Origin of the sequence: Mesobacillus jeotgali (assembly GCF_900166585.1) — a bacterium.
GTDB lineage: Bacteria > Bacillota > Bacilli > Bacillales > Cytobacillaceae > Mesobacillus > Mesobacillus jeotgali_A.
Genome location: NZ_FVZC01000009.1, coordinates 897,965 through 924,326, shown reverse-complemented (window position 1 = coordinate 924,326; position 26,362 = coordinate 897,965). Strand labels below are relative to the sequence as shown.

Sequence of the window (26,362 nt, the reverse complement as noted above, 5' to 3'; positions counted from 1 at the left end):
GATTGAGATACTGGCTAAGCAATCAATCACTATCAATTAATCGGTTGGACAAGTAAATACACAATTTCCAAACTCGTCGCAACCAATATAACAGCCCGCAAATGGTTGGTCGTCTTCTCCTAATGATACCAATGTGCAGATCTTCCCGATACATACCAAAAAGGCATCATCAGGCAGCTGGCTTACTGGTATGACCTTTAACTTCGATAATGGAAAGTTTCTATGGTCCGGATTGCATAATGGGTTATCTTCATCATGCAGGTGATCATTTCTGTCAAATGACATTTTCCTCTCACCCCCTTCATAACCAAGTTATTCAAGAGTGTAGAGTGGTGTATAGTTATTAATCCTAAGAAAAAAAGACACGTTAAGATGAAATTTAGAACCAGTATTTACAATGGATGGAAGCACAGTTAATGGTCCCACTGCTGATTTAATCTGCTGATTCCCTTGCCTTTAGCCAATTACTTTCACATTGGATTTTTATATATTTCAACCCCTCTGCTTAGTTCGTAGACTTTATATTTCACAACGGATTCCTGACTATGTATTTCAACAATAATATAATCCTTGCTGTCGGTTATAACCTGGTAGGTACCGCGCCCTTTATAATCTATATCCACAATTTTTCCTTCCAACTCCTGCTGAAGCTCAGGATATTCAGCAAGATTATTGGCTGTTAAAGCCGTCAAAACATTATATGGACCGAAAGTATTTAAAGCAAAAAGAAGAAGAATTAATGCTGTGATAACAAATGGCCTCTTATTAAACTTCATAATTTCATCCTCACTATAAATATCAACTTTGTTTTCTTTAATTTCTATAAAGGAAACATTAATTCCTGTAAAAGTTTTCGGCAGGAGTAAGTTTTAATGTTAACATAATATTTTTATGACATACTTGTATTCTTAAACCCATTTTAAAAACAGGCTTATCCCGTCGAAACTCGGTTTGAATCCTCTCGTCAAAATATATGAGGTGAGGAAAATGAGGATGATAAAGCATTTCATACAGTTTGGGTTGATTTTCTTATTGATTGGATCATTGCTCTTTTTTGGTAATGAATCTGGATATGCTGAAGATGCCGCTGTCACAGTAAAAAAGGGAGATACTTTGTACAGCATTTCAAAGAAACATAATCTGACAATTGAAGACTTAAGGAATTACAATGGTCTTCAAAATAATACCATTTATATTGGCCAGAAGTTGCTGCTGCCTCCTTTAACGGAAACGGAACTGATGTATTCAGTAATCGTTGGTTCTTTTTCAAATAAAGACAATGCAAATAAACAACTGGCCAGTATGAAAAAGGAAGGAATCAAAGCAACAGTTATTTCGAAAGTCATCAATGGCAAAACATATTATCGCATCCAGGCTGGTGTTTTTTCAAAAAAAGAAAATGCCGAAAAGCAGAAGAAGATATTGCGTAAAAGCGGGTTTATGGATGCCTACGTTGTTACGAATAAATATCTTCATGTTAACGGAATTCAGCTAGGAGACTCATATAAAAATGTCCTGCAAAGGTTTGGAAAACCGCTAAAAACTGAGGACCATTTAAATATCAGATCTCTTTATTACATTGATGAAGGTGCAGGAGTCCGTGTCAACTTCAATATGAAAAATGGTTCCGTTTTCGGCCTGCAGGTCTATCCGGAGTTCTTAAGACTCAATACACTTCCAACTCAAAAAGCCAAGGTACTTAATGAGTACCGCTATCCAAACAAAGTTAAGAAAACCTCCTGCTATGAAACAGCTAATTGCGAACAATTCATCTATCAATTTAATAACACTGAACTAATCATCCAGTTTGATCGGGATGGAAAGACCGTCCAATACTTTGACCTAAAAGAATTGCGTTAAAACCGCCATTTGGCGGTCTTATTACATAACCAAGCATTCTTATTGTGCGAATAATATAGTGTCTTTTATCAATAATAAACAAGATCCTAACAACACCAGAAGGAGAATATAGCATGAAGAAATTATTATCTATTGGTTTACTTTTAGTAATGGCGCTTGGTTTGCCGATTGGCGCGTCACCGGCATCCGCTAAACCACAGAACCATTGCATTACTAAGTCACAGGTGAAGTTTGAAAATGAGTTCCGAAGACTTTGGGTGGATCATGTTTTGTGGACAAGCAATTATATTACAAGCGCAACAACTGCAGGTTCCGAGGATCAAAAAGATGTCCTTGCAAGGCTTCTTAAAAATCAGGAGGATATAGGAAATGCGATCAAACCTGTTTATGGAGAGGAAGCAGGAAACAAACTTACAGCTTTGCTTAAAGAGCATATTGTGATTGCCGGCGATATTGTCGAAGCGGCTAAAGCAGGAAAAAAAACAATGCTGGATCAACTAAACAAAAAATGGTATCGGAATGCCGATGATATCGCAGTTTTTCTGAGCAGCGCCAATCCAAATTTAAAAAATGAAAAGTTAAAAGATTTACTGTATAAGCATCTTGGATTAGTAGCTGATGACCTTGATGCGAGCTTGCAAAAAGATTGGGCAGCGAGAATTGTCTCCATCGATGATGGAATGAGTCATATCATCATGATGGCGGATGCCATTTCAGCAGCCGTTCTGAAACAGTTCCCTGAGAAGTTTAAGAATTAGTGATCAACGTATAGTTGTTCAACAAGAAAGTTCCTTCAGTCCACTGGGCTCCAGGAACTTTTTCATTTGATTTTTTTTGCTCAATTGATTCTTCAGCAAGCGAAATCGTTTTTGTTTTTACAGCAGCTTCTTTCTTAAATACTATAAGCGGACGCTCTTAATCTTTTCCTCGCTTATACTAGTCCCATGTGTTAGTCTTAGAGCACATATTGATTCTTCCCTTTCCACATGAGTACCATAAACCCTCTTCATTTGCTTTAATTTTTTACATTCCTTAAAAGCTAATGTCCAATTCCAAAAAAAATTGTTATTAAAAAGGAGATGTAAAGTGTCTATAGAAGAGTCTGAAGTGGTGGGCAGAAAAATCTTTGGTAACCGGTATCAGCTCGCTAAGTTATTTAGCGAAAATATCCTTAAAAATTCAACAGAGAATTTTGAGAAGTTCAAAATGCCTGAACCTGAATATTTGGAATTAAGAGCTGAAATCATCGGGTACTTTGGCGAAATATTATATCAAAATCCTGAGATTGTATACGAATCTGTTTGTAACTGGTCGAGAAAGGCAGCGAATCAAACAGTTGCATTTGGAATATCGTTAACACAGTCGTTAAGAATTGTCTCCTTGTTCCGCTTGATTATTTGGGAAATATTCACTGAGGAATTGGAACAGAATCGTATTTCTTGCAAAACCATGGTTCAAATTAGTCAACAGTATGATAGATTGATTGATGCAATCTTTAAAATCACTGGTGAAATTCATGAAAAACATAACCTTAGCCTTGTGGAATCAACTTTTACTGAATTAAAGGAACTGTCTGTCCCGGTCGTTCCTATTTCCAAAGGGATTGCCGTCTTGCCTGTAATTGGTTCTATTGATAATGATCGTGCCAAAATGATTATGCAGGTATCGCTAAATGAGTCCATCAGGCTTGATATTCAGTATTTCATTTTGGACCTTTCAGGAGTTTCCATGATTGACAGTCTGGTTGCAAATTCCCTTTTTCAAATCGTGAATACACTAAAATTAATTGGTGTAGAAGTCGTTATTACCGGAATTAGTCCCACAATTGCTCAAACCATGACACGAGTGGGGTTGAATTTCAATTTAATAAAAGTTAGCAGTTCACTAGAAAATGCTCTTTTAGATCTTGGATTTAAACATGTGACAGTGTAAGAAAGGGCTATTTTTATAGAATTAAAAACACCTTTTTGGTGTTTTTTTTAAGGTAGAATTCTTTCAGGTTAAATGATATTTACTGGCCTCCCCCCCATTAACTAAATAGATCGCCTTCCACCTTCTTTTTTTGATTGCAATATTAGTTCCTGCTCTTCCGAATCTACTGCTTTCGATTATCTCGATAGTGGCGTCCTGGATCAGTTTATTAACCCAACCAACCAGTATAACAATAAAGCCCATATCAAGATGATAACCAATCCCGCCAGCCAATTTTTCTTCTTCACTTTTTCAGTTGCTGCAACCTTTACCCGCGATTCATGAATGACATGATCAGGTATTAATTTCAAAAGCATGGCAATTCCCAATGGGATCAGGATAAGATCATCGAGATATCCGAGAATGGGAATAAAGTCAGGTATTAAATCAATGGGACTGAATGCATAACCCACGACAATCAGCGCCAAAATTTTGATAAAAAAAGGGGTATCTGGATGCTTGTATGCTTCGGCAATAATAAAGATATCTTCTTTGATTTTTTTCATCCGTTTTTTAAATTTGACCAACGCTTCTCCCATCGATGATTCCACCAGTCTATTTAGTCTTTTTTCTATATTAAAGAGAGCCTGGCACATTTGTCCAGGCTCTTCCGTTCATGATGAAGCTTTTGCCTTCAATAAACTTATACCCATTCCAATAAAAACAATTCCTGTAAGGCGGTTCAATACTGTTCCTGCTTTTGCATTTTTCCTGAGTTTTGATGTTGCCATTGAGGAAAAATAAGCCGTCAACAAAGACCATGTTCCACCGGTCAAAGTGAACGTCAATCCCAGTATGATGAATGGGATTGGGCTCGCTGTCCCCGGATCCGCATGGATGAATTGGGGAAGGAAAGCCAGAAAAAACAAAGCGACTTTTGGGTTTGTTACATTGGTGACCATCCCTTGAAAAAAGATTTTTTTATTGCTTTGTATTGGCATGGACTTTTTTTCATGGGTACTGCTTTTTTCCAGTAACATTCTTGCCCCTAAATAAGCCAGATAAATCGCTCCAGCTATTTTGACCGCAGTGAACAAAAAAGCCGATTGAGTCAATATAACGGATAAACCGAACGCGGCTAGCAAGGTATGAACAACTACTCCTGCTGAGATGCCAAGAGCAGAATAAATACCTGCCGTCCTGCCCTGCGAAATGCTCCTGCTGATGATGTACATCGTATCTGTCCCTGGAGTCAAATTAAGCAGGATGGCGGTCATCAAAAATACTTCAAAATGACTGATTCCAAACATGTTTCATCTACCTTTCGTAAATATCAAACCATATTCTCTTGATGTTGTGCAATATACGCTGTTAATCCCTCTTTAAATTGCTGGATTTCCTCTTTTGTATTATATGGTGCAAGCCCAATACGCACCCAGCCGCCTGTTGGATAAACTTTGAGAACCTCAGCCATAGTAGAAGCATAAAAGTCTCCATCGGCAACACACATATTGTAATTCTCAGCAAGCCATGCTGTGACATCGCGGGAATGATGTCCATCGACCGTAAAAGCAAAAGTTGGTGTCTTTCTTCCCGATTTGTTTCGATACAACGTCACTTCCGGGATACTGCGCAGAAAGGCCTCCACTTCTGCTGCAAGCTCTAGCTCATATTCATCAATAGCATGCATTCCAGATAACATTCGTTCCCTTCTCGATTCTCCAAAACCCAATTCTTCAATAAACCGGATGGCACCGATCACCCCCGCAATGCCTTCGTGATTTTGAGTACCTGTCTCAAGCTTGTAAGGAATCTCACCAGGTGCAGGATTTAGCTTATAAACTGGAAGTTTCTCGAAAAGGTTCTCCCTTATTACAGCGATTCCAACATGAGGTCCAAAAAACTTATATGCTGAGCATAGAAGAATATCACAGCCCAACTCTTGAAAATCAATTGCTAAATGTGGTACTCCATGGACGGCGTCAACAACCGCCCAAGCCCCAACCTCTTTTGCCCTATTTATAACCCGCATCAAGTCCGTGACCGTCCCGGTAACATTAGATGACATCCCCACGGCTACCAATTTTGTTTTTTGAGTAATGATTTCTTCCAGCTCTTCCAGCCTTAAGCTAAAGTTATCACAATCAAGTTTTATGAATTTAATGACTGCTCCACGATCCCTTGCCATCGAAATCCAAGGGTCAACATTGGCACGATGGTCCAGCTCCGTGACAATAATCTCATCACCTTCATTGATAAAACCAGCAAGACTCCGTGCGATTGCAAAAGCATGCGTAGTCATATTTGCTCCAAACGCTACCTCATTCGCCTGGCACCCAAGTAAATCAGCTACTGTCTCTCTAGCTTGGTCCAACAACGCGTCCGTATCAGCACTGGTATTGAAGGTTCCATGGAGGTTCGCCATTCCATTCTTTATGTATCGATACATCGATTCTAGTGCATAATCGACCATCTGAGTCCCACCTGGTCCATCAAAATAAACTACCTGTTTCCCATTGTCTTCCCGTTTTAACGCCGGAAATCTTTCCCTCACCTGCTCAATCGGAAATTCATTAGCCAACCTGCACCACTCCTTCAGTTAAAATATAATTACATTATGTCATAATATTCTAACTTTTACATCCTTAACCCTTCGACAACCGAAGAAAGTTACAAAAAAAGGAACCATCTTCATTGGCTCCTTTTAAGCTATCATTTGCAAATCATCATTAATCCCCATCAGGAATGACCGGACAAACAATAAAACATTGACCACTTTCGTTACAAACAATCTCACAATCCTCCCATGGGTCTTCTCCTGCTCCATTGCATGCTAAAAAACAAAATGGCCAGACGCATACCAATACACAATCGTCCGGAACATCCCTTACAGGAATGACCTTTATCCTGGGAAAAGGCACTTTATTGATATTCTCGTCACAAAACAAATCAGATAAATCACCGGTTTTATCATTTCTCTTCATTGTCTCACCTCCATGCTTCAAGATATTCATAGAGTGAGACCATAGTATGGATGATTGTCCATATTATAGGGAAAAAACCTGGTTCAATATCAATGCATTTTAGTTTTCATCACTACAGCCCTTATTAACAAAGCGAAGGTAGCCACCAAAAAGAAAAAAGCTGACAGAAAACTATAAATTGCAAAAGAAGTAACAGTATCCATTTCTTCCGTTTTTTCAGCCAGTTCCCCTGTTATTTGCCAGATAATATAACTGATTAAAAACAAGATAAAAGAGCTAAATAACTATCGACGGTTTTTATACAAACCTTTTTCCTCCCTAAGACACTAAATAGGAAATAACATTATGTATCCGCATTTTAAAGGCAGTGTAGATATGTTCTGCTCCTTCGATTACTAACAGTTTTGCCTCGATTCCTTTCTGCTCAATTAATGAATAAATTGCTTTATTGGTTTCCAAAAAAGGTGCAGCGAGCTTTTCTCCGCCTTCCATCGTGCCACAGTCTAATATAGCTTTTCAATCTGGGATAAATCAGCAGATTCTACTAATTTCTCAATCTCCTCCTGATTCCGATAAAAACCAGAAGATAGACCAGCTATCCTTTTAAAAATTTGAGGGTATGTACAGGCCGCATAAACCGTGATTAAGCTGCCTAAGGAGATACCTGCCATATAAGTTTCTTCATGATTCGTGCAATATTTCGAATCAATCACAGGTTTTAATTCATGGACAATGAAGTCAACATAACCCTTGCCTTTACCGCCTTCGGTACTTGGTTTGCCAAGAAGCTTTGTTGTAAATTCACCATTTTTCCAGGGACAATACTCATTGATCCGCTCAGGCGGATTTTGATCAATCGCTACTACAATAAGCCCTATATTGCTTTCTTCCAGTAAATTATCCAGCTCCAATCCTACAGAACCGATTGCCTCTTCATTCCCAAATACATTTTGGCCATCATGCATGTACAAAACAGGATAACTTTTATTGTCACATTCAGAAGGGATATAAACCCTGATATTTCTTGGATGGCCAAACAAGGAAATTACAAAACTATCAACCATTGACATATGCACTCATTTCTTATGAATTTTTTAAAGAAAATTTTACCATAGGCTCAAATTGCTCTCTAGCAAAATTTCCAAAAATCATAAAAAGAAAGCAAGAGAGTCTGGTTAATTGGGAGAACAGCTTTCTTTAAGTTAACTTGTTTTTATCATATTTCAAGACTGTAACAATATATTAGATTAACATTGGGGATTTTCAAGGGGGGCATTATGAAGAGACTTATTCTGCTGGTGTTATTTATCGTTACCTTCGCGACCTTTTGGACGATAGACTATTGTTTATATGATGGGGAATTTACTAAATGGAGCCACACTACCGTTGGGTTGGAGCATTATAAAGATGGAAGGATATTTTATTTAGCCTACCATCTTAAATGGGATGGATTCGGAGATCCTGCCCTTGAAAAGGTTGAATTCATAAAGAGAGATGGAACAATTATTGCTAAAGATGATGATGAATTTGTCATTAAACCCTTCATTTCAAAAGCCGGACACATTACAGGATCTGATGAAGCAGAGGTCCTGGCAGAAGGATTGAATAAGGAACTGTTTGAGGTAAAAGGTTACCCGGCGGATAAGGATTTATATCTCGTTTTATCAGTGGGTTACAGAGGCAATAATCCTGAAAATGATATTAATGTAACAAGGATTACCTATAAGAAATTCGGCGTCACTCAACATCAGGATATTCCCTTTGATGAAGGAGTCATTACTGATCCTGTTGAGGACTAAAAACGAAACTGCATCAGAAGATAAACTGATGCAGTTCTCTTTTTATATTTGGTTACAGTCTTTCAATAACCCGCATTTCAACTTGTGGCAAAATGAAATTCTTACAATTGCCAGTTATGCGCCCCAACTGAAAACCAGCTCTTAGCTATGCATACTCCCTTTTAACCACGGCTTGGGACGAAACGGACCGATTGGGATTTGGATCAGACACGTTTGCTCGTTCATTCCGTAAAGCTCATCTGCCATGCCAGCATCGAATCCAAGCAGAGGGTGCCCTCCCAGGCCTAAAGCTGAGGCTTTTAGAAGCAATCTTTGCACAAGCATGCCAGCTTCCATTTGTAAAATCCGATAACCTCTGTATCCCAGTGCTTGCTGGTAAAGATCCATATTGCCAGTAACGTGCAGGCAAAGCGGCACTTGCTGAAGGTTTACGTTATCAAAGGATAATCCAGATTGCAAAAGGAGACGATGGTCCCCCTCCTGTATTCCTTCTAATCTATGTTCAGCATGGTTGTAGTAATAAGCACCATTTGGGATACCATCCACATTATATAAGCAGCCATAGATTGATATCCTGTTTTCCTGCCCATAAGAAATATCGTCTAGATCATTCCTGTAAGTAAAAGCAGATACCGATCCGTCCAACAGGGCAGCCAGCTGCTGCTGATTTATCCTGGCCATAACAAAGTCCATTTCGGGTGAATAACGCTTTTTGCTTACCTCTGCCAAATCATACTCTATTGATTCCGCATGTGGGAGATGGATCTCGCTAAGCCCCTGAACATTTCTGGGATTGTTAGAGAACCTATTAAACGATTCGGCAGACTCCAGCATGGCAGATTCATTAATAACATTCAATTTTGGAAACTCTAAAACTGTTTTTGATCTCTCAATACGATCAAATTCTACCGGTTGCAGTTCCCTTTTCAACACTTCCGCTGTCTTATAATTTGGTGATCCTTCACCACTTAAAGCCCAATTGGTCGTTCCCACTGACAACGGGATAATCGAATAGACACTCTCCTCCTGTTCAGATAAGCCCAGAAGGTGATTGATTGCGGAATCCAGGTATTGAAAGTAAACCCCTGCAGCGAAACCAAAACGTTTGGCTGTCTCTAACAGCTGGCCCATAAGCACTCCAGCATCCAAGCCTTGCAGCCGGTAGGAAAAGTTATTGTATTTAAAGAAATTTTTCCAAAACATCGTGGATACGAAGACGGTACCAAAGCAGGATGGAAGATCACATCGATTGCCAAGAGCTTCAGAAATATATGAATCAAAATTTCCGGTCCGGAGCAAAACAAGCCGGTGATGGGATGGGTCATAATGATAGACTCCCTCTGTCAGGTCATCTAGTTTTAAATATACATACAGTTCATTAGGATAGAGTGCCCCGCCGGAGGGTGCAAACCTCCTGTATGAATGGACGGGATTATCATCTCCAGGATAAACAGATTCGCTCAATTGTGTTATTCCATAGACATACCAGAGAAAATGTCCGATTCCCTCAAGGTCCGGCTTTGATGGCAGCCGGTTTTCGGATAGGGTTAACGGAACCTCTGCAGAAAGTGGTACGACAGGCAATCCTTTATAAAGCTTATACGATAGAGGAGCATCCTCCCAGTTTGGTTCCCAGTTTTCCTGGTTGGCACGATCGATATTAAAATGCAAATCCTTCAAAAATTCATCAAGACTCATTCTGCTGCCTCCTAAGGGAACGGATGCGGAAAATGGTTTAGTTTTTCAAAAGTTAATGGCCCTTTTTCATAACCAAGCTTCATCGGGACATGCAACACCCTGTCAAGCCCTTTAAGGCGGGTAAGGTGGTGTCCAAAAGTCATTGGCAGCATTCCTGGAATCAATACTTTTACACAATAAAGCCCATTTTTCCTTATTTCCGGCGGAGTCTGATCGATGACGATGACATTGAGGTCTAATTGGCGGAATACCCCAAGAATATCCTTCAAATCATCCGTTAGATCATCATGGCGAGACTCCCACTGAAAAGCTTCTTTGAAACTCTGTAATGGCCGATCATCATCAAGCAGGAAGTTTAACCGGTCCTCTGCCTGTGGCAATCCGTAAAGCATTCCATGATCATCCATCTGGCGAACGAGTGAATCATCTTCAAGCATTTGTAAATAGCCTTCCTTGTTTGATTCCAATTTTCCATCAAGATTGAGCATCATGCCAGCAAGCTCCTGGATTGCACTTTTTGCCGCCTTTACCGGATCAAGATGGGCTCCGGCAGCACATATCAGATTCAATCCGCTGTCCTTCCTGTTCTTTGCCATTGCCCAGATGCTTGGAATTCCATGCTCCATGGTGGCGTTATACAAAAATAAATCATATCCAGCTACTGCTCGCATCCGTTCTGCCATCAACTGTAATTCTTCATCCTCTGCAGAAGAAAGATCCAGCCGCGGCAGCCTGAGCTTAGCATACCATGACAAAAGGAAGGAATCGCGCTCGACCACTTCCATGATTCCGTAAAAGATCGCTTCTTCCATGCTTCCGCCAAGTGCACACCCATTGGAAGTCTCATAAACAAATCCTGCCGAGCCGCAGCCCAAACTATAGTAGGAAAGAAGCTCGGGCACGAGGATTGGCCGCTCTTCGATTAAGGAATATCCCCAGACCCAATCCATCGGCCGGTCAGGATCGAACTTCGCGAATGGAAAACCAGGCTTTTCATATTCCTCATCTGCATGGACGCCCACTTCTAATGGATTCATTGCTTGCTTCTCGAGGTTCCGGTAACTGTCATGGATGACTGTTCTCTTCCCGCGCGGCTCTAACCCGCAATGGCGCTCGAGGCCTTCAAGAATGGCAGTCAGTTCGCTATCCGCATAGCATTGAGTCCTTCCGGCTGTGCCCTCATTGCCTCCAGAAATCATTGGCAGATTAACACTCGCATCGGCGAATGGTGTGATCAAATCATACATTTTACTATTTAACAGCCCTGTCCGATTGTCATAATAATCTGTCAGGAGCAGATTCTTCAATTGATCGAGCGCAGTAGTCCGATAGCTGCCTGCACTGACCTTAGGACTCGGTTCCAAGTGAATTTGTGCGAGTGAGGCTGAATCATCTGGTATTGGACTGCACACCGGGCAAAGGGAATCAGCAAGGAAAGTATGCCATGAGCCATTTAAAGTTTTTAGGTCGGTAAAATACAGCCTGCCCTCTGAAAGAGTCTCCTTCCCCTCAAGTATTCTGTCTGTTTCCGCGACAATTACATTCGTGAGCTGCAAAAGGCTGGTTCTAGAAGCCCACGGGTCTGGGCTAGCACCTCCTGCAGCAAGTTTCTGTTTCACTGCATACATTTCGCTTCGTTCCTGTCCCCCCAGCAGTCTCCTCAGGTCAGCACATTCGGAACACCCCGGAGTTTCAGGCCGGACGAGTGGTCCAATGATTCCCTCTCCAAAAGAAACAAAGCCGCGTAACCAGGGGCTGCCTGTCTGTCTTGCCACCTCTTCAGCCTTTTGATGTGCATCAGGGTTCCATAAATCGTGCAAGACCAGAATTAATTCCGAATTTGCAGGGAGGCCATTTTTAAAATCAGGCCGCCTAAACACCTGGTAGCGGGAAGATAACTCTCCCCCCACACGGTCAGCCAGCTGGCCGTCTCCAATGATGACTACGAAGGAACTCAAGTTAATCCCTCCTCACGCAGCGATACACCAAATATTCCCGCTAATTGCTGGTTAAAGATTGATTCGATTCTTAATTCGCAGACAGAAAAATCGATTCTGTTCTCTTTCAGGACTTCAATTGCGGACTGTAAGGTTTCAGGCTGTATTTTTCCTGGATAAACAGGAATCTTAATGCTTTGATTTCCCCTTTCTTCAAGGAGGACCTGTGACTCACAAAGGAATCTTTTACCTTCTGGGATCGAACTATTTTGATAATCGTATAACGCCTCCTGTAAAGCGCTCCTTAATGCCATCGTGGTATTTAACCCTGTACTTCCATACCAGCCATTTCTCGTTCCAACCCAGATAACAGGAAAACCAATGACGTCCTCACCTATCCCAACTCTCAGTGCTCCCAGCACCGTCCCTAGGGCATTCATATAAAAAAGGCACCGATCATCCTCAATTAGGTCCGCATCAACCGGATATATCAATTCTTTTCGCCTGTTCTTTCGATCATTTAATTTCTCAGCCAGACATTTTTGCAGACCTCTCCCCAGTCCTTCTACAAACGTTTCACCAGCTCCTATACCCTGAAACTCCTCTTTTCCAAATAAACCGGCCAGGCGGCCTGCATAATCTTCTATACCGGCTAACGCTGCCTCAATCCTTGCTTCTTCATGCGTGAGTCCATTACACACTATCGCTTCCAAGAGTTCAGCCGGGCCGTCTGAAATGGGATCAGCCGCCTGAACCCTGCATTGTGCCAATGGAAGCTGTGTTAGGTCTCCCTCTTCCCAGACGTGTAAAATGCCAGTTTCCTTTGATGTCAGCAAGCTGAAATAATGCAGTAGTTTTTCTGGTTCTGTTCTTTGAATATCGTGTTCAATCCTTGTTTCAGGATCTTCTACCTTTATTGCAGTTGGCTCTCCTTTTTCTAACGGATGTGGCAAAAATGAATGCCAGCTTCCCTCAAGTGTTTCTATGTCTAGCAAATAAATCCGATGTTTTTGTTCAGCCGTTGTGACTCCTGTAATATCTTTAAACAACTCAAATGTAATGACGTTAGCCAATAATGCTCCAGTTGTTGAAGAGACAGCAGGGATCTCCTGTTCTTTTATCCGGACTGAGGTATGCAATCGCCTCCAGGCTGACTCCCAGCTCGCATCCGAATCTGGATTAAAAATCGGCCCAGCTATTCCTGACTGCTTGAAAAGGACAGCGGGAATGAAGGTTTTCTTTTCTTCCCTGCATATTGATTGCAGTTTCCTTAGTTCTTCAAGGTTACCATTTTGAGATACATACAGGACCGAATCGTACGGTCTCAGCAGTTCTCTCCAATCTCCCTGCTTTACAGCCCATTCGTGGAGTTCCAGCACGGAATCTGTTTTTCTTGCATGGTGAGCTAGCTCGGTCAGTCTTTTTCTATTCGTAGGAACGTCACTTGTTATTGAGACATTCAACTGCTTCAAGCCAGAATCCAATAATGATGACACCAGCGAATTTAACATTGGCCCAGAGCCAATCGCCAGCACCTTGGCATTTCGAAAAGACTGAAACCTCCAAGGCCCAGAACCAGCCAAATTATCGACAAATTCAATTTGTGAGGCGAATTTTTTCAAGACTTGCTCCGATAGTTGATGTGGTTCATCCTTGCTTACATCCCTGACAAAACCATTCTGCAAAAGAACCTCTGCAATTTGATAAACACGTTGTCTGTATGGCTCTTGCAGTCCATTTGTTAAATTCCCTAATGAATACTCTCCGTTAAACATCGGCAATAGCTTTTCAACCCACTGATCGATTCCGCTTCCCTCAAGACGGAAGGAACATGAATTATTCCTGAAGTACACACTAACATTTGGTTCAGCAAGATAAAACGTATCCCTTTTCACCTTCAAAACCATGGAAGGATCCAATGTCACCAACACACACCTCCTCAGGCGCAACTGCCTTCTTCCTTCATTTACTGTCACTATTATCCTATGTATCTCAATTTGTCCCTTATGTCTTTTGTAAATATAAGTTCCCTGGTCTGTTCTCAAATCTGAAACATTAGAAAAACCCCTGCAGAGACTTCTGCAAGGGGTCTTATTTAACCTGTTCTTAACTTCCGCGATGGCAGCGGCCACAGCCTCCACAACGACCGCATCCTCCGCAACGGAAGCAGCCACCACAGCGGAAACAGCCGCCGCAGCCAAAGCAGCTAAAAAAGCAAGAGAAACCGAATCCGAAACAAGAGCCAAATCCACCTAAACCCAAACCTAGAAAACGCTCATCACCTGATTGGTACAGGTTCTGGTCCCAGCTTACCGGCTGAGTAGCCTGGAAATCACCAACATTGAGCATTTGCAGCTGATTTTGAAAGTCATTCATCATTTTTCTTTACCTCCTCTAAATTTTCAGGGCCCATGATACAAGTAACGTATTGGAAATATTCCTATATAGAAGGTGTGAACAATATTTAATTCGAATACTCTTCATCAATTTATGTAGACAACAGGGCCTTTGCCACATATGCAAAAGCCTATTTTGGGTGATGGGGGTATTTTTTCAGCAGAGGAGTGGTTATTCTGTGGAGCAAAACGGCCTAAGTATTGTGCAAATTCAGTTCACGTAGTTAATGACGCTTAAAATATTCGGCAACCAGAAACGTAAAGATGTACAATGGACATGTAAATATGATTTGGTTGGAGGGAAAGCAATGAGGAACCATGAAATTGATTATAAAATTTATGGGGACGACATGCAGTTCGTCGAGGTTGAACTTGACCCGAACGAAACGGTTGTTGCCGAAGCTGGAAGTCTGATGATGATGGACCAGCAAATTGAAATGGAAACTATTTTTGGAGATGGTTCTGGCAGCGGAGGCGGTTTGGTTGGCAAGCTGTTCGGTGCCGGAAAGCGACTATTGACTGGCGAAAGTCTCTTTATGACCACATTTACCAACACTGGAGTAGACAAAAAGCACGTATCATTCGCTTCACCATACCCGGGAAAAATCATTCCAATGGATTTAAGCAAGCATGGCGGAAAGATCATCTGCCAGAAGGACGCGTTCCTGGCTGCTGCAAAAGGAGTCTCTGTTGGAGTTGAGTTCCAGAGGAAGCTTGGAGCAGGATTCTTTGGCGGAGAAGGCTTCATAATGCAAAAGCTCGAAGGTGATGGTATGGCATTTGTCCATGCAGGCGGAACCATACATAAAAAAGAACTTCAGCCTGGAGAAGTTATCAAAGTCGACACTGGCTGCCTTGTCGCGATGACAAGTAATGTGGACTATAACATTGAAATGGTTAAAGGAATTAAAACCGCACTTTTTGGCGGAGAAGGACTTTTCTTCGCTACACTAAGAGGACCAGGCACTGTTTGGATACAATCACTGCCATTCAGCCGACTTGCAAGCAGAGTCTTTGCCGCAGCTCCTCAAGGCGGAGGGCAAAACAAAGGCGAAGGCAGTGTTCTCGGCGGAGTTTTCCGCATGCTTGATGGCGATTAATTGATAGAGAATAGGATAGAGAACTTTGGTTCGGACAAAATTATGGGAATCTGATGATGTTTTGTCCGAACTTGCTTGTACTTCGGACAATATTATAGGTCCATGCCCGTGTTTGGTCCGAGCTTGCCTCTGCTTTAGACATAACCATCACCCACTACCCATGTTTTTTCCGAACTTGCCTCTGCTTCAGACAAAACGATCGCCAACAGCCAGTGTTTTGTCCGAACTTCCCTCTGCTTCAGACAAAACAATCGCCAACAGCCGGCCTTTTGTCCGAAACTGCCTCTGCTTTAGACAAAACGATCAACTCCAGCCAGGGTTTTGTCTGACTCATCCTCTGCTAATCTGTCTCAGAAATAACAAATAAAGAATTATTTAAATTGTCAGTTTACATTTAGAACAGCCGTTCTATATAATAGTACTAGATTCACAAATATCAATAGAGCAGGGGTGGGAACAAATGAGTAAGATCGCTGAATCACAAAGATCTTTTATTTACCTGGAACTGGACGAGCTCTACGTTAAATCAAACCTCTTAGAACCTCAAAAACAAGCAATTTACCAGGAATTCAAAACTTTCCTTGATGATGTGACGGACACTTCCTTGTTAACTGAAATCACTGATTCTATCTTTGAACTTGGGGGTACTGAAAATGATCCATTCCCCCATATATTAATCCTGAAAAATCAATTAATGGAAAAGAAACTGCTAATTAAATCCTGATTTTAGCTGAACAGCGAAAAGCTTATAGAGACAGACTAAACCGTTCCGTTTTGAGGTGCTTTTTTTATAATATTACCGAAATGACAGTTGTATTGGCATCATTATTGGTAAATTTAAAAGTAAAACTCGCCGTAGTAAAATTGGCGAGTACCTATATTAGGCATACCAAAACCTTATTTAAGTAAAACCTAACTTACTTGTGATACGGTTCATGGTAATCTTTTAAATAAGATGTCTTGTCCTTTATCGAAGAACCAGCAAAAGTAAAATAAGCGGAGATTTTCCGGTAAAATTCAGAATGGAGCTTGTTTCGGGGTAAATAAGGGAAGGTTTTCCGCTTATGCGCAGCAAAATCACCCATTTTCGAATTTTTTTAGTCAATAGGCGGAATTTCTCCGTCTATTTTAGCTTTTTTAATATTAATTACTAATTAAGCGGAATTATTCCGTCTATCTTATCGGCTCTGGCGGTTAACCTGATCTCCCAACCGATAAGTGCGACCCTCTTGATCCTAGATGCGGAAATCAGCAGCTTATTAAGGATCAATAAAACTGGTGCTTAAAACGGCTTTGCAAATGACAGAAGTTTCGCCCCTCTTTTTAAAGTGTGAAACCTTGATAAATAAAGAAAAAGACGTATGCCAATTCATACGTCAATTCCAGTGTCTATTAATAAGAAAACACCCGAAAACGGAACCCTTTAGAGACAGACTCTGGGCTTTTTGCTTTGTTTTTTAACAAACACCTACATTTGAGTAATTCCCCAAATCAAAACCCACAACCCAAAAATTATAAACGCTAAATATATCGTACTGATAGACCAATATATGGATTGCCTTTTCCTGAGGCAATTAACTGACGCTAACACCCCGATCGTGGGTATTCCCAGCCACACAATATCCTGGAGTAATTCGCTCCTGGAACCGATCAAACCAAGAATATTAGTAAAGAACAAAACAAACCATACTAATTGCAGTACGAAAACTGGTTTTATAATACTACTAGAGTGCGCTTGCATAATTACTCCTTTTTCCCTTTATATTCAACACTTCTTGTCAAAATGAGCTCTCCTATAATTCACTTCTCATCTCCCATGTATTCGCTCTAGACCATCGTCACTTTCACCATTACTCCCGAAAAAAGGCACTTGATTGCTCAAGTGCTTACTTCTACATGATTCTTTTTCCGCTTTTACCTAGTGCATAGTAAATCCCATGCTGAAGGGTCTGCAGGCATTCAAATTTCTTAAGTCCAGGCAATGACTGTGTGATCACCATTGCGAGTTCGGCGGATATTCCAACGAGAATGACCTCTACTCCAAGCAATCTGGCTGAGGAGCCAAGTTTATCAATCAACTCTGCAGTGTAGGGGGAAATTTCCTTATTCAAACCCGTGAGATCCAGTAAGACATACCTTGCTTGATACTTTGGAAGATTGTTAAGGGTGTTGTTAATCAAATCTTCCGCACGGTCCTCATCGTATCTCCCAATCAGCGGCACGACGACGATTCCTTCCAGCACCGGAATGAGAGGTGAGGAGAGCTCTTTAACAAGGTCCTGGAGGATTTTCGTTTTTTCTGCAACCAGACTCTCCAGCTCCTTAATATGCAGAGCTTCCTGTTTCCGCGCCATGTCCCGGATATTTTGCTGGACATTCACATTTGACGGGAAGTATTCCACAATCGTGTATGGATTGTCTCCGTTTTGGTATTCGATGATTTTATACCAGAAATTCCTGCCGAACAATCCAGTAAAAACGCCTGCGTAATGCGCGGGAACAAAAATTCCCTGTTTTTCATCATCACCTAATTTATTCATTTTATATTCCCAGTCATCTTTGATATATAAGGTGAAATGCTTTGAATCCACATCCATTTTTTCAACTCTTACATATCCCCATCCAGCTGGTACATATGTATTGGAAAGCCATTCCACAACGTTGGAGGTATTAATTTCCTTCATTTCCTTGAATCCTTCGCCAACAATTATTCCCTGTCGAAAACCAGTGGCCTCAAGCACGAGATTGGTTGCCTCTTTACCGGTAATTTCATTTATTGTGTCGAAGAAGGTTTTCATGGCCGACACCCAGAAAAAAACTACGTCTCCTCCCTCAAACAAAACCTTTCCATTTGTTAAATCCCATTTCAGTTCCACGCCGCCAACAACAAGATCCTTTTGCATCTCCATTTAATTCACCCACTAGCAATAGATTATGTAAAAAAAGAAATTGAGATTTATTTTCATTAATTCTACTTTCCATTTCCTATTTCCTGCAATCTTGTCAATTTTACTGTAAAGGAATTTGGATAACTAAGCTTATCTATAAGCCTTTAGGGTAAGTTAGCTATAGCGAAAGTGAGGTGAGGATGGTGAGAAACACACAAAAAGAACGATTACTCGTTGGAAGCTCGATCGTCTCAAGTGTGATGAGTACGGTGATATTAGGTTTAACCATATACCATAACGCAAAGGTGCAGAAAAAGCTTGATACCCTCAGGAAGGATTAGTGCTTCAGCCAACATTTTACTCTATTTACATTAAAAAGGCTGCATGTATCCAATGCAGCCTTCTTTACTAATTAATAAGGATCTGATTCGCGGCTTTTCTTCAAGGCATCTTGTGTTGCTTCGTTGGCAGATAGTGAACCCTGCCCACCTTGCCCATATTTGGAGTTGCCTGATTCACGGCCAGGTACTCTATCTTCCTTCTCCATCTCTTTCAGTTGTTTGACTCTTATTTCGATGCCTTCTTTCACACGTCGGCCGTAGTCTTCATCGGCTTGTGTGAAGTGACCGATCATGGCATCCTGGATCTTTTTATTACATGCGGCAAGCGCTTCTGAGAGGTTTTTGATCAACTCGTCCCGTTCCCAGTCTTCCAAGCTTCGATATGTGTCACCTGCTTGACCATAATTATTAGGGCGGTCAATTGGAGCACTCATCACCGCAGCGTTATAGGATGGCTGATGTGGCGGATGGTTCTCTGGACTTGCTTCTTCAAACCCTCCCAGCATTGAGGGCTCGTAATTGATGTGAGGATTATCCCCTGATTCCTTAGGATCACGCACATCCATTTGCCCTCGCTGCTGATTCGTGCGAACAGGTGCTTTTGGTGCATTAACAGGCAACTTCAGATAATTAGCCCCTACACGATAGCGCTGTGTATCAGAGTAGGAGAATGTCCGCCCCTGAAGCATTTTATCATCCGAGAAATCCATTCCATCTACAAGAACCCCTGTACCAAAAGCTGCTTGTTCGATTTCTGCATGGAAGTCAACAGGATTACGGTCGAGGACCATACGGCCAACCGGCAGCCATGGAAATTTATCTTCTGGCCAAAGCTTCGTGTCATCAAGCGGGTCAAAATCCAATTCAGGGTGGTAGTCATCCTCCATAATTTGGACAAACAGCTCCCATTCTGGATAGTCTCCTCGCTCAATTGCTTCATATAAATCCTGTGTGGCATGTCCAACATTCTTTGCCTGGATTTCGTTGGCCTCTTCCTGAGTCAAATTTCGGATACCCTGCTTCGGCTCCCAGTGATACTTTACCAGAACAGCCTCACCCTTGTCGTTGACCCACTTATAAGTATTGACACCAGATCCCTGCATGTGGCGATACGTAGCTGGAATGCCCCAAGGAGAGAACAAGAATGTGATCATATGGGTTGCTTCTGGTGTTCGGGAAACAAAGTCAAACATCCGTTCAGGATTGGGCACGTTAGAAGCAGGGTCTGCTTTAAATGCATGTATCATGTCAGGGAACTTCATCGCATCACGGATGAAGAAAATTTTCAAGTTATTGCCGACCAGGTCCCAGTTTCCATCCTCGGTATACATTTTTACCGCAAATCCACGAGGGTCCCTTGCAGTTTCTGGTGAATCCTTCGCTCCTGCTACTGTTGAAAAACGAACCATCAACGGAGTTTTTTTGCCTGCTCCTGAAAAAACTTTTGCACGGGTATATTTTTCAACCGGTTCATCGCCTGCTTTTCCGTAGGTTTCAAAATAACCGAAGGCACCGCTCCCACGAGCATGAACGACACGCTCAGGCACTTCTTCGCGATCGAAATGAGAAATTTTTTCGATAAAATGATAGTTCTCCAGTGTTGCGGGACCACGATTGCCAACTGTACGTATATTTTGGTTGTCTCTAACTGGATGTCCCTGGCGTGTTGTGAGCTTTTCACGCTTCATTTCTTCTCCATTTGAAGTTTTTCGATTCTTATCTTCAGCCAATATGTAATACCTCCTTAAATTCATCCTCTATATCCTATCTCTAGTTGGGAAATTTATGCAGGATAAAGGGTTGGTCCTCAATTTATATAAAAATAAATTGATGCAAATTGGAAGAATCCTTGATTAGAAAATTTCTTTAAGACTATGTACCCAACCACCCTTTACCCCAGACCCTTCCAATTAAACCGAAAATGTCCATAATAAAAGGAAACCTCCAATATGTCGGTTTCCTCAATTTGAACATTCATTCTGGCTCACCCTCGGCCAAAATCCAGCTCCAGGCGTCTTCTTCCTCAAATGGTTTAAAATATTTTACTCGGATCCCTGGCAAATAGTTTGCAAGGGATGCCAGATTGCCTGCTAATTCCATTTCAGTGATTACTGCAAATTTATTGAATTGGTTCCATCTCTTTATATCTACTTTAAAACCATTAATAATACCTGAAAAATTCGTACCATCAATATCGTTTATAAAAGCAAGAACGTTGAACTTTTCATCCTCTTTGAACTGAACTTGCACATGCTTGTCCAGCCTTTCAGCATCCTCTTTCGTTGCTTTTCCGGCAAATGATACTACTACTGTAGAAGGATCCCTGCTATTAAGAATCTCCAGCATCATTATCCCCCCTCACTATAATTACTGAATAGATTCCCTGAAAATGTAAATTTGAAACCTGAACAGAGGAAGATACCGGTCCACTTAATTGGGGCAAGTTTTTATTTCGTCGAAGGCTGAGGTTGAGCTTGTATTTGAAACTTATTAATCTTTCAAAACGTATACCATGCAGGAGGTGGCGAAATTGACTTTTAAAAGCCTGATTGTAAGTTTGGGAACGCTTATTTTATCCACGGGTTTGTTTTACCTGATCGGTCATATTTTTTCAATTGAATCATTAATGTTTTATTACGAATTTCATTTTGATGGCGAAGGATTCTTTGTTTCAAGCGGATCCATGATTCCTCTGGTGATTGGTTTGTTGGCTAGCTTCATTGCTGAAAGACAGTATGTAAAAAAACGCAGCACAAAGCATGAGTAAAAAAAGCGTTCATCCCTCTGGATAAACGCTTCTCATTTTCAGTCACCAATTATTTTCATATCTTTAAATGGATAGAATATCACCTTTGTTTTCCCGACAATGCTATCGATTGGTACAGCTCCAATATGGCGGCTGTCTTTGCTGTTCCTACGGTTGTCTCCCAGGACAAATACATGTCCCTCGGGTACCACCTCACTGCCTACTGCGGTCTCTTCCAATGTAAAGGGTCCTGTGAGCGGCGAGTCGACTAATTGTTTTTTGATGTCATCCAAATATGGTTCTTCATACGGCTTCCCGTTGATATAGAGAACATCGTTTTTATATTCCACTCGATCCCCGGGCAGTCCTATGACCCTTTTAATATAATCCTTCTCCTCGGTAGCATGGAATACCACAATATCAAATCGTTTTGGCTCCCCGATTTTGGTAACAAACATTCTTTCCTCACTATGCAGCGTTGGCTCCATAGAAGCACCTTTTACTTCTATCGGTGTAAACAGAAAGGCACGAATAACAAATGCCAACAATATTGCGACAAGGAAAGCCTTTACCCATTCCCAAAGTTCATTTCGCTCTTTTACCATATACCTGCCCTCCTTTTATGTATTCATTTATAGTTATTTTTCCACATCCAATAAACGAAATCCTTCTTCTCTATTCCAATCTTTGCAAAAAAAAGAGGCCTGCGCCTCTTTTGGTCTAGAATCTATTTTTTCACGTACTGCATAAGTGTATCCGGGTCAAAACCAAGAACCCAGATTCCATTCACTTTTGTTTGCGGTACACCCATCTGGCCAGTTTCTTCTACCAGCTTTTGCGCGGCAGCTTGATCATATTGAACATTCACTTCTTTGTAGTTTAATCCTTGACCCTCAAGGAATTGTTTCATCATTGTGCAGTAAGGTCAAGTATTTGTAGTGTAAACTGTAATATCGTTCATTCAGAATGCCTCCTTATTTTTTATACCCTACAATGTATTATCCCAGGTGTGCTAAATTTTTGCAAAAAATTAGCACCGGGATATCATTGTTTTTCCCTATTTTGTTCAAAAAAAACGAAGTAGAAGGGATCCTGCAAAATGATGATTAGCAATATAACTCCAATCAAGGATACTGCTTTTTTCATTGCTATCGCCTACTGTCTTGGTGCCAGCAGCATCACAGATACGCCTACTAGGCAAATCGCCGCTCCAATCCAATCGTACAAATCAGGGGTTTTCCTATCGATTCCCCAACCCCATAATACCGACAGGACGATGAACACACCTCCATACGCTGCGTAGACTCGGCCAAACGATGGGAAAGCCTGGAATGTGGCGATAACCCCATATAAAGCTAGCGCGATTCCCCCGCCAACTCCCCAGTAAAATGGTTTTCCTTCCTTTAACCATAACCAAATCAAATATCCTCCGCCTATCTCCGCAATTCCAGCTAAAATGAATAAAATAATGGCACTTAAGATGATCATCACTTCCTAAAAACGTTTTGTAACTGCATTATAGCCTAGAATAAAGGGATTGAAGAACCTATCCTAATGTTATATAACGACTTTTCAATTTTTATAGCGACTTTTTCTCTTTTATAGCGAAAAAATAATTTTTATAGCGATTTTCTTGTTTTTATAGCGAATTGGAAATTTTGCTCGTTTTTTTCCAGTTCTTAATTTTTTCATGATAAAATAAGGAAAACTGTTTAGGACTGGTTCTTTATGCTGAATTGGCAATATGTACGAAGCATTAGCTTAAAGAAGGATGAAGTTACATCGTTTAGGTCTTATCCTTTTAACCTTCCCAGCTTTAAAAATCTGGATGATTTGGTTTTGCATCCTAAGGTGACATTTTTGATAGGCGAGAACGGAATGGGGAAATCGACCCTGCTTGAGGCGATTGCTGTAGGGCTTGGCTTTAATCCCGAGGGTGGTTCATTTAATTTTAATTTTTCCACGTATGATTCCCATTCGGAGCTGGGGAATTACCTAAAAATCATTAAAGGAGTGGAACGGCCAAAGGACGGGTTTTTCCTTCGTGCCGAAAGCTTTTATAATGTGGCTTCCAATATAGAAGAAATGGATCGTGAGGAAGGTGCTAGTCCCAAGGTGATTGATTCTTTCGGCGGTCAGTCACTCCATGAGCAATCACATGGCGAGGCATTTTTCTCCACCTTCCTTCACCGGTTTCGCGGAAACGGCATTTACATATTGGACGAGCCGGAGGCAGCTCTTTCACCATTGAGGCAAATGTCGATGCTGACCCGAATCCACGACCTGGTTCGTGATAACTCACAGTTGATTATCGCCACTCATTCTCCGATCATAATGGCCTATCCAGATGCCACGATTTATGAATTCAGTGATGAAGGTATTTTTGAAAGGAAGCTGGAAGAAACAAGCCATTACCGGATTATGAAGCAATTTTTCGAAGACCGGTCAAGGATGATTCATCACCTATTAAGTGAGTAATCATCACGGCTTAAATCTTGGCTAACATGTGATAGAATGGCATGTATAAATTATTTTAAAGGGGGAATTTGAGTGTATAGGAGCGGACTGATCCTTGAAGGTGGAGGCATGAGGGGTGTCTATACCGCAGGGGTGCTGGAGTATTTTTTAGAGAATGATTTATATTTTCCGTATGTCATTGGCGTTTCAGCCGGGGCGTGCCAGGGATCTTCCTATATTGCCAGGCAGCCCGGACGAAACAGGCAGGTAACCATTGATTATGTTACCCATCAAGATTATATTTCCTATCGGAACCTGTTTTTAAAGCGAGAGTTGTTCGGAATGGATTTCATTTTTGATAAGCTCCCTAATGAACTTGTACCCTTTGATTTCGAGACGTTTAACACTGCCGCGGAGACATTTCTTATCGGCACAACTGATTGTATCACAGGCGAACCGGTCTATTTTGAAAAGAATGATGTACCAGTGGATATTCTGAAAATCATCAGAGCTTCAAGTACGCTTCCTTTCATGGCGCCGGCGATTGAATTCCAGGGAAAGACCCTTATGGATGGCGGCATTTCCGATCCAATTCCTATCCGGAAAGCTATGGCAGACGGAGTTCAAAAGAGCGTGGTTATTTTAACGAAGCCAAAAGGTTACCGCAAGAAAAAATCGTCCTTTTCCTGGCTGCCCCGATATGTGTACAAAGATTATAAAGGGCTGCACACAGCTCTAGAAACCCGCTATAAAATGTACAATGAAACGCTCGATTACATAGAAGCGCTTGAAGCGAAGAATGAAGTGATTGTCATTCGGCCATCGATGGACTTAAAAGTGGGCCGTGTTGAACGAAATCCAGATAAACTGAATCGATTGTATGAAGTTGGCTATGAAGACGCAAAGGAAAAATTCACCCAGCTAAACGACTGGATAGGTGCGTGAAATCATTTTATGAAGGTGAATGAAGCCTTAGATATTATTACAAATAGCCTTGTTCAGGATAAGCTAGTTCAAGCCATTTACGTAAAAGGTTCTGTTGGACGCGGAGAGCAGGATGAATATTCTGATTTGGATCTGTATTGCCTTGTTGATGATCAGGACCTCTCAGCCTTCCTCCAGAGGCGGATTAGCCATTTGGAATCTTACGGCAAAATGATATTTCATGATGATATTTTCATCATCGCTCCGCAAATCATCGCAGTCTATGAGAATATGCTGCATGTTGATTTGTTTACCGTTACCGAGGAAACTTTTGTTGAAAAGGACTTTTTTAAAGTAATCTATGATCCCCATAATCGACTGGAGAAATTTAAAGCTTCCCAATCACTTCGTTTATCCGCTGCAGAATTTCAGGACGCAGTAGATGATATAGCCTGGTTCCTTTTCCAGTATAAGAAATCCTCCGATCGGGGCAATGATTTATGGTCAGTGACTATGCTCAATCATATGATGGCACACCTGGCAAAAGTTTTACTTCATAAATATCAGCCGGAACGGGCACAGTTGGGGATTAAAACAGTGGAAACATCACTGCCTGAAGATGTTGTTAAGGCGATTAGTCATATTCAGGAAAATATAACACCCAAGCAACATCAGAATGCTATTGTTTTTATTCGAAGACTATTAGACAGCGAATTAGAGTGGATTTTAGATGAGGTATTAAATCCAGAAAAAATAAAAACACTATTGCATCTTATATTGGAGGATTAGGAGTAGTCGTATAAAAGCCTATTAGACAAAGAGGGAGTCTAATAGGCTCCATTTTTTTATCTCCTTCTATGTAAGTTTAGATGTTATCCAAGAAAGCTTTCCTCTAAGCCCTGTAACTTTTCTCTAGAAGTCGCACCTTTTTCTCTAATTTCCAGAAAAAATAATAGTAATTTTAATTTATAAAACAATGAAATCAGTTGATAATTAATCCATTGGTACTAAAAATACTAATAGAATTTCTTATTAAAATCTGTATTTCCTGCTATCAATCCTATTTATCTGATTTTATAAGTATATTGAACGATAATTAACATTAAACCGTTTACAAGGTCCTTTCATGGGTAAAATTCAAACGGCTGACAGGTAATGCAAGCAGAATAAAAACATACTTTTTAGGAGGAAAAAGATGAAAGCTCGTTACTCTATGTTTAGTTTAACATTACTTTTATCGCATCACTCCTTATTGCCCCACTAGGAGCATTTGCAGCATCACCTACAACAACCGGCTCGAAAATATTAAAAAACATCAACG

At 41.0% G+C, this 26,362-nt stretch carries 28 protein-coding genes; 11 read left to right on the top strand and 17 right to left on the bottom strand.

The window, feature by feature from the left end; genetic code table 11:
- Positions 1-36 precede the first annotated feature (36 nt).
- The gene (locus tag B5X77_RS14700) at positions 37-285 is read right to left on the bottom strand and encodes a hypothetical protein (RefSeq protein ID WP_079508724.1); all 249 of its coding nucleotides are present in this window, start codon (positions 283-285) and stop codon (positions 37-39) included.
- Positions 286-470: 185 nt separating this feature from the next.
- Positions 471-776 (bottom strand): hypothetical protein, encoded by a 306-nt coding sequence (locus B5X77_RS14695; protein ID WP_079508723.1) that lies wholly within the window; start codon positions 774-776, stop codon positions 471-473.
- Between the two features lie 211 nt (positions 777-987).
- Here B5X77_RS14695 and B5X77_RS14690 point away from each other — a divergent pair, with 211 nt between their 5' ends.
- From B5X77_RS14690 to B5X77_RS14680, 3 genes are all read left to right on the top strand, one after another.
- Positions 988-1,860, top strand: coding sequence for a LysM peptidoglycan-binding domain-containing protein (locus B5X77_RS14690; protein ID WP_079508722.1), 873 nt, complete (start codon positions 988-990; stop codon positions 1,858-1,860).
- A gap of 113 nt (positions 1,861-1,973) precedes the next feature.
- Positions 1,974-2,618, top strand: coding sequence for a glycosyltransferase (locus B5X77_RS14685; RefSeq protein WP_079508721.1), 645 nt, complete (start codon positions 1,974-1,976; stop codon positions 2,616-2,618).
- A gap of 328 nt (positions 2,619-2,946) precedes the next feature.
- A complete protein-coding gene (locus B5X77_RS14680) occupies positions 2,947-3,792 on the top strand; it encodes an STAS domain-containing protein (RefSeq protein WP_079508720.1) in 846 nt (281 codons plus the stop codon).
- Between the two features lie 200 nt (positions 3,793-3,992).
- Here the strand turns inward: B5X77_RS14680 and B5X77_RS14675 are convergent, their stop codons facing one another.
- The 5 genes from B5X77_RS14675 to B5X77_RS14655 form a co-directional block, all read right to left on the bottom strand.
- Positions 3,993-4,370: a YkvA family protein gene (locus B5X77_RS14675; protein WP_079508719.1), complete on the bottom strand. Its 378-nt coding sequence runs from the start codon at positions 4,368-4,370 to the stop codon at positions 3,993-3,995.
- Positions 4,371-4,445: 75 nt separating this feature from the next.
- A complete protein-coding gene (locus tag B5X77_RS14670) occupies positions 4,446-5,081 on the bottom strand; it encodes a LysE family translocator (protein WP_079508718.1) in 636 nt (211 codons plus the stop codon).
- 23 nt (positions 5,082-5,104) lie between these two features.
- Positions 5,105-6,352: a cysteine desulfurase-like protein gene (locus tag B5X77_RS14665; RefSeq protein WP_257391815.1), complete on the bottom strand. Its 1,248-nt coding sequence runs from the start codon at positions 6,350-6,352 to the stop codon at positions 5,105-5,107.
- A 148-nt stretch (positions 6,353-6,500) separates the two neighbouring features.
- The gene (locus B5X77_RS14660) at positions 6,501-6,755 is read right to left on the bottom strand and encodes a hypothetical protein (RefSeq protein WP_079508716.1); all 255 of its coding nucleotides are present in this window, start codon (positions 6,753-6,755) and stop codon (positions 6,501-6,503) included.
- A 503-nt stretch (positions 6,756-7,258) separates the two neighbouring features.
- Positions 7,259-7,819, bottom strand: coding sequence for an alpha/beta hydrolase (locus tag B5X77_RS14655; protein ID WP_176167330.1), 561 nt, complete (start codon positions 7,817-7,819; stop codon positions 7,259-7,261).
- Positions 7,820-8,032: 213 nt separating this feature from the next.
- Here B5X77_RS14655 and B5X77_RS14650 point away from each other — a divergent pair, with 213 nt between their 5' ends.
- Positions 8,033-8,554, top strand: coding sequence for a hypothetical protein (locus tag B5X77_RS14650; RefSeq protein WP_079508715.1), 522 nt, complete (start codon positions 8,033-8,035; stop codon positions 8,552-8,554).
- Between the two features lie 141 nt (positions 8,555-8,695).
- Here B5X77_RS14650 and B5X77_RS14645 read toward each other — a convergent pair whose 3' ends face one another.
- The 4 genes from B5X77_RS14645 to B5X77_RS14630 all read right to left on the bottom strand — a co-directional run bounded on the left by B5X77_RS14645 (position 8,696) and on the right by B5X77_RS14630 (position 14,568).
- Positions 8,696-10,252, bottom strand: coding sequence for a SagB family peptide dehydrogenase (locus tag B5X77_RS14645; RefSeq protein WP_079508714.1), 1,557 nt, complete (start codon positions 10,250-10,252; stop codon positions 8,696-8,698).
- Positions 10,253-10,263: 11 nt separating this feature from the next.
- Positions 10,264-12,210, bottom strand: a complete 1,947-nt coding sequence (locus B5X77_RS14640) for a TOMM precursor leader peptide-binding protein (RefSeq protein WP_079508713.1) — start codon at positions 12,208-12,210, stop codon at positions 10,264-10,266.
- Positions 12,207-14,117 carry a putative thiazole-containing bacteriocin maturation protein gene (locus B5X77_RS14635; RefSeq protein ID WP_139378364.1) on the bottom strand — a complete coding sequence of 637 codons (1,911 nt, stop codon included), beginning with the start codon at positions 14,115-14,117 and terminating at the stop codon, positions 12,207-12,209. Before B5X77_RS14635 ends, B5X77_RS14640 begins: the two co-directional genes overlap by 4 nt.
- Before the next feature lie 178 nt (positions 14,118-14,295).
- Positions 14,296-14,568 (bottom strand): heterocycloanthracin/sonorensin family bacteriocin, encoded by a 273-nt coding sequence (locus B5X77_RS14630; protein WP_306807363.1) that lies wholly within the window; start codon positions 14,566-14,568, stop codon positions 14,296-14,298.
- 325 nt (positions 14,569-14,893) lie between these two features.
- Here B5X77_RS14630 and B5X77_RS14625 point away from each other — a divergent pair, with 325 nt between their 5' ends.
- Positions 14,894-15,685 (top strand): TIGR00266 family protein, encoded by a 792-nt coding sequence (locus B5X77_RS14625; RefSeq protein WP_079508712.1) that lies wholly within the window; start codon positions 14,894-14,896, stop codon positions 15,683-15,685.
- 460 nt (positions 15,686-16,145) lie between these two features.
- Positions 16,146-16,409, top strand: coding sequence for a hypothetical protein (locus B5X77_RS14620; RefSeq protein ID WP_079508711.1), 264 nt, complete (start codon positions 16,146-16,148; stop codon positions 16,407-16,409).
- Between the two features lie 1,168 nt (positions 16,410-17,577).
- Here the strand turns inward: B5X77_RS14620 and B5X77_RS14610 are convergent.
- The gene (locus tag B5X77_RS14610) at positions 17,578-18,594 is read right to left on the bottom strand and encodes an STAS domain-containing protein (RefSeq protein WP_079508709.1); all 1,017 of its coding nucleotides are present in this window, start codon (positions 18,592-18,594) and stop codon (positions 17,578-17,580) included.
- Positions 18,595-18,773: 179 nt separating this feature from the next.
- Here B5X77_RS14610 and B5X77_RS23365 point away from each other — a divergent pair, with 179 nt between their 5' ends.
- Positions 18,774-18,914: a hypothetical protein gene (locus B5X77_RS23365; RefSeq protein ID WP_176167329.1), complete on the top strand. Its 141-nt coding sequence runs from the start codon at positions 18,774-18,776 to the stop codon at positions 18,912-18,914.
- 71 nt (positions 18,915-18,985) lie between these two features.
- On the opposite strand, the gene B5X77_RS14605 is transcribed toward B5X77_RS23365, so the two are convergent.
- Together B5X77_RS14605 and B5X77_RS14600 are read right to left on the bottom strand one after the other, a co-directional pair.
- A complete protein-coding gene (locus B5X77_RS14605; RefSeq protein WP_257391887.1) occupies positions 18,986-20,602 on the bottom strand; it encodes a catalase in 1,617 nt (538 codons plus the stop codon).
- A 286-nt stretch (positions 20,603-20,888) separates the two neighbouring features.
- A complete protein-coding gene (locus B5X77_RS14600; RefSeq protein ID WP_257391814.1) occupies positions 20,889-21,263 on the bottom strand; it encodes a SpoIIAA family protein in 375 nt (124 codons plus the stop codon).
- 181 nt (positions 21,264-21,444) lie between these two features.
- On the opposite strand from B5X77_RS14600, the gene B5X77_RS14595 reads away from it, so the two are divergent.
- Entirely contained in the window at positions 21,445-21,681 is a 237-nt protein-coding gene (locus B5X77_RS14595) for a hypothetical protein (RefSeq protein WP_079508706.1), read from the top strand.
- 38 nt (positions 21,682-21,719) lie between these two features.
- Here B5X77_RS14595 and lepB read toward each other — a convergent pair whose 3' ends face one another.
- The 3 genes from lepB to B5X77_RS14580 form a co-directional block, all read right to left on the bottom strand.
- Positions 21,720-22,265 carry a signal peptidase I gene (gene lepB / locus B5X77_RS14590; RefSeq protein ID WP_079508705.1) on the bottom strand — a complete coding sequence of 182 codons (546 nt, stop codon included), beginning with the start codon at positions 22,263-22,265 and terminating at the stop codon, positions 21,720-21,722.
- 122 nt (positions 22,266-22,387) lie between these two features.
- On the bottom strand, positions 22,388-22,621 hold the full coding sequence (locus B5X77_RS14585; RefSeq protein WP_079508704.1) for a glutaredoxin family protein: 234 nt from the start codon (positions 22,619-22,621) through the stop codon (positions 22,388-22,390).
- 194 nt (positions 22,622-22,815) lie between these two features.
- On the bottom strand, positions 22,816-23,148 hold the full coding sequence (locus tag B5X77_RS14580; protein ID WP_079508703.1) for a YnfA family protein: 333 nt from the start codon (positions 23,146-23,148) through the stop codon (positions 22,816-22,818).
- A 240-nt stretch (positions 23,149-23,388) separates the two neighbouring features.
- Between B5X77_RS14580 and B5X77_RS14575 the strand changes: the two genes are divergently transcribed.
- The 3 genes from B5X77_RS14575 to B5X77_RS14565 all read left to right on the top strand — a co-directional run bounded on the left by B5X77_RS14575 (position 23,389) and on the right by B5X77_RS14565 (position 25,830).
- Positions 23,389-24,138 (top strand): AAA family ATPase, encoded by a 750-nt coding sequence (locus B5X77_RS14575; RefSeq protein WP_079508702.1) that lies wholly within the window; start codon positions 23,389-23,391, stop codon positions 24,136-24,138.
- A 72-nt stretch (positions 24,139-24,210) separates the two neighbouring features.
- The gene (locus B5X77_RS14570) at positions 24,211-25,062 is read left to right on the top strand and encodes a patatin-like phospholipase family protein (protein WP_079508701.1); all 852 of its coding nucleotides are present in this window, start codon (positions 24,211-24,213) and stop codon (positions 25,060-25,062) included.
- A 9-nt stretch (positions 25,063-25,071) separates the two neighbouring features.
- Complete coding sequence (locus B5X77_RS14565) at positions 25,072-25,830, top strand: nucleotidyltransferase domain-containing protein (protein WP_079508700.1); 759 nt, start codon at positions 25,072-25,074, stop codon at positions 25,828-25,830.
- The last annotated feature ends 532 nt before the right edge of the window (positions 25,831-26,362 follow it).

What these genes read in the sequence shown, in the direction of transcription:
- lepB (WP_079508705.1), bottom strand. Translation starts at nt 22,265, where the DNA reads ATGGTAAAAGAGCGAAATGAACTTTGGGAATGGGTAAAGGCTTTCCTT.
- B5X77_RS14655 (WP_176167330.1), bottom strand. Translation starts at nt 7,819, where the DNA reads ATGGTTGATAGTTTTGTAATTTCCTTGTTTGGCCATCCAAGAAATATC.
- B5X77_RS14685 (WP_079508721.1), top strand. Translation starts at nt 1,974, where the DNA reads ATGAAGAAATTATTATCTATTGGTTTACTTTTAGTAATGGCGCTTGGT.
- B5X77_RS14580 (WP_079508703.1), bottom strand. Translation starts at nt 23,148, where the DNA reads ATGATCATCTTAAGTGCCATTATTTTATTCATTTTAGCTGGAATTGCG.
- B5X77_RS14675 (WP_079508719.1), bottom strand. Translation starts at nt 4,370, where the DNA reads ATGGGAGAAGCGTTGGTCAAATTTAAAAAACGGATGAAAAAAATCAAA.
- B5X77_RS14620 (WP_079508711.1), top strand. Translation starts at nt 16,146, where the DNA reads ATGAGTAAGATCGCTGAATCACAAAGATCTTTTATTTACCTGGAACTG.
- B5X77_RS14670 (WP_079508718.1), bottom strand. Translation starts at nt 5,081, where the DNA reads ATGTTTGGAATCAGTCATTTTGAAGTATTTTTGATGACCGCCATCCTG.
- B5X77_RS14575 (WP_079508702.1), top strand. Translation starts at nt 23,389, where the DNA reads ATGCTGAATTGGCAATATGTACGAAGCATTAGCTTAAAGAAGGATGAA.
- B5X77_RS14565 (WP_079508700.1), top strand. Translation starts at nt 25,072, where the DNA reads ATGAAGGTGAATGAAGCCTTAGATATTATTACAAATAGCCTTGTTCAG.
- B5X77_RS14690 (WP_079508722.1), top strand. Translation starts at nt 988, where the DNA reads ATGAGGATGATAAAGCATTTCATACAGTTTGGGTTGATTTTCTTATTG.
- B5X77_RS14605 (WP_257391887.1), bottom strand. Translation starts at nt 20,602, where the DNA reads ATGAAGCGTGAAAAGCTCACAACACGCCAGGGACATCCAGTTAGAGAC.
- B5X77_RS14625 (WP_079508712.1), top strand. Translation starts at nt 14,894, where the DNA reads ATGAGGAACCATGAAATTGATTATAAAATTTATGGGGACGACATGCAG.
- B5X77_RS14645 (WP_079508714.1), bottom strand. Translation starts at nt 10,252, where the DNA reads ATGAGTCTTGATGAATTTTTGAAGGATTTGCATTTTAATATCGATCGT.
- B5X77_RS14600 (WP_257391814.1), bottom strand. Translation starts at nt 21,263, where the DNA reads ATGATGCTGGAGATTCTTAATAGCAGGGATCCTTCTACAGTAGTAGTA.
- B5X77_RS14630 (WP_306807363.1), bottom strand. Translation starts at nt 14,568, where the DNA reads ATGATGAATGACTTTCAAAATCAGCTGCAAATGCTCAATGTTGGTGAT.
- B5X77_RS14650 (WP_079508715.1), top strand. Translation starts at nt 8,033, where the DNA reads ATGAAGAGACTTATTCTGCTGGTGTTATTTATCGTTACCTTCGCGACC.
- B5X77_RS14700 (WP_079508724.1), bottom strand. Translation starts at nt 285, where the DNA reads ATGTCATTTGACAGAAATGATCACCTGCATGATGAAGATAACCCATTA.
- B5X77_RS23365 (WP_176167329.1), top strand. Translation starts at nt 18,774, where the DNA reads ATGGTGAGAAACACACAAAAAGAACGATTACTCGTTGGAAGCTCGATC.
- B5X77_RS14695 (WP_079508723.1), bottom strand. Translation starts at nt 776, where the DNA reads ATGAAGTTTAATAAGAGGCCATTTGTTATCACAGCATTAATTCTTCTT.
- B5X77_RS14610 (WP_079508709.1), bottom strand. Translation starts at nt 18,594, where the DNA reads ATGGAGATGCAAAAGGATCTTGTTGTTGGCGGCGTGGAACTGAAATGG.
- B5X77_RS14660 (WP_079508716.1), bottom strand. Translation starts at nt 6,755, where the DNA reads ATGAAGAGAAATGATAAAACCGGTGATTTATCTGATTTGTTTTGTGAC.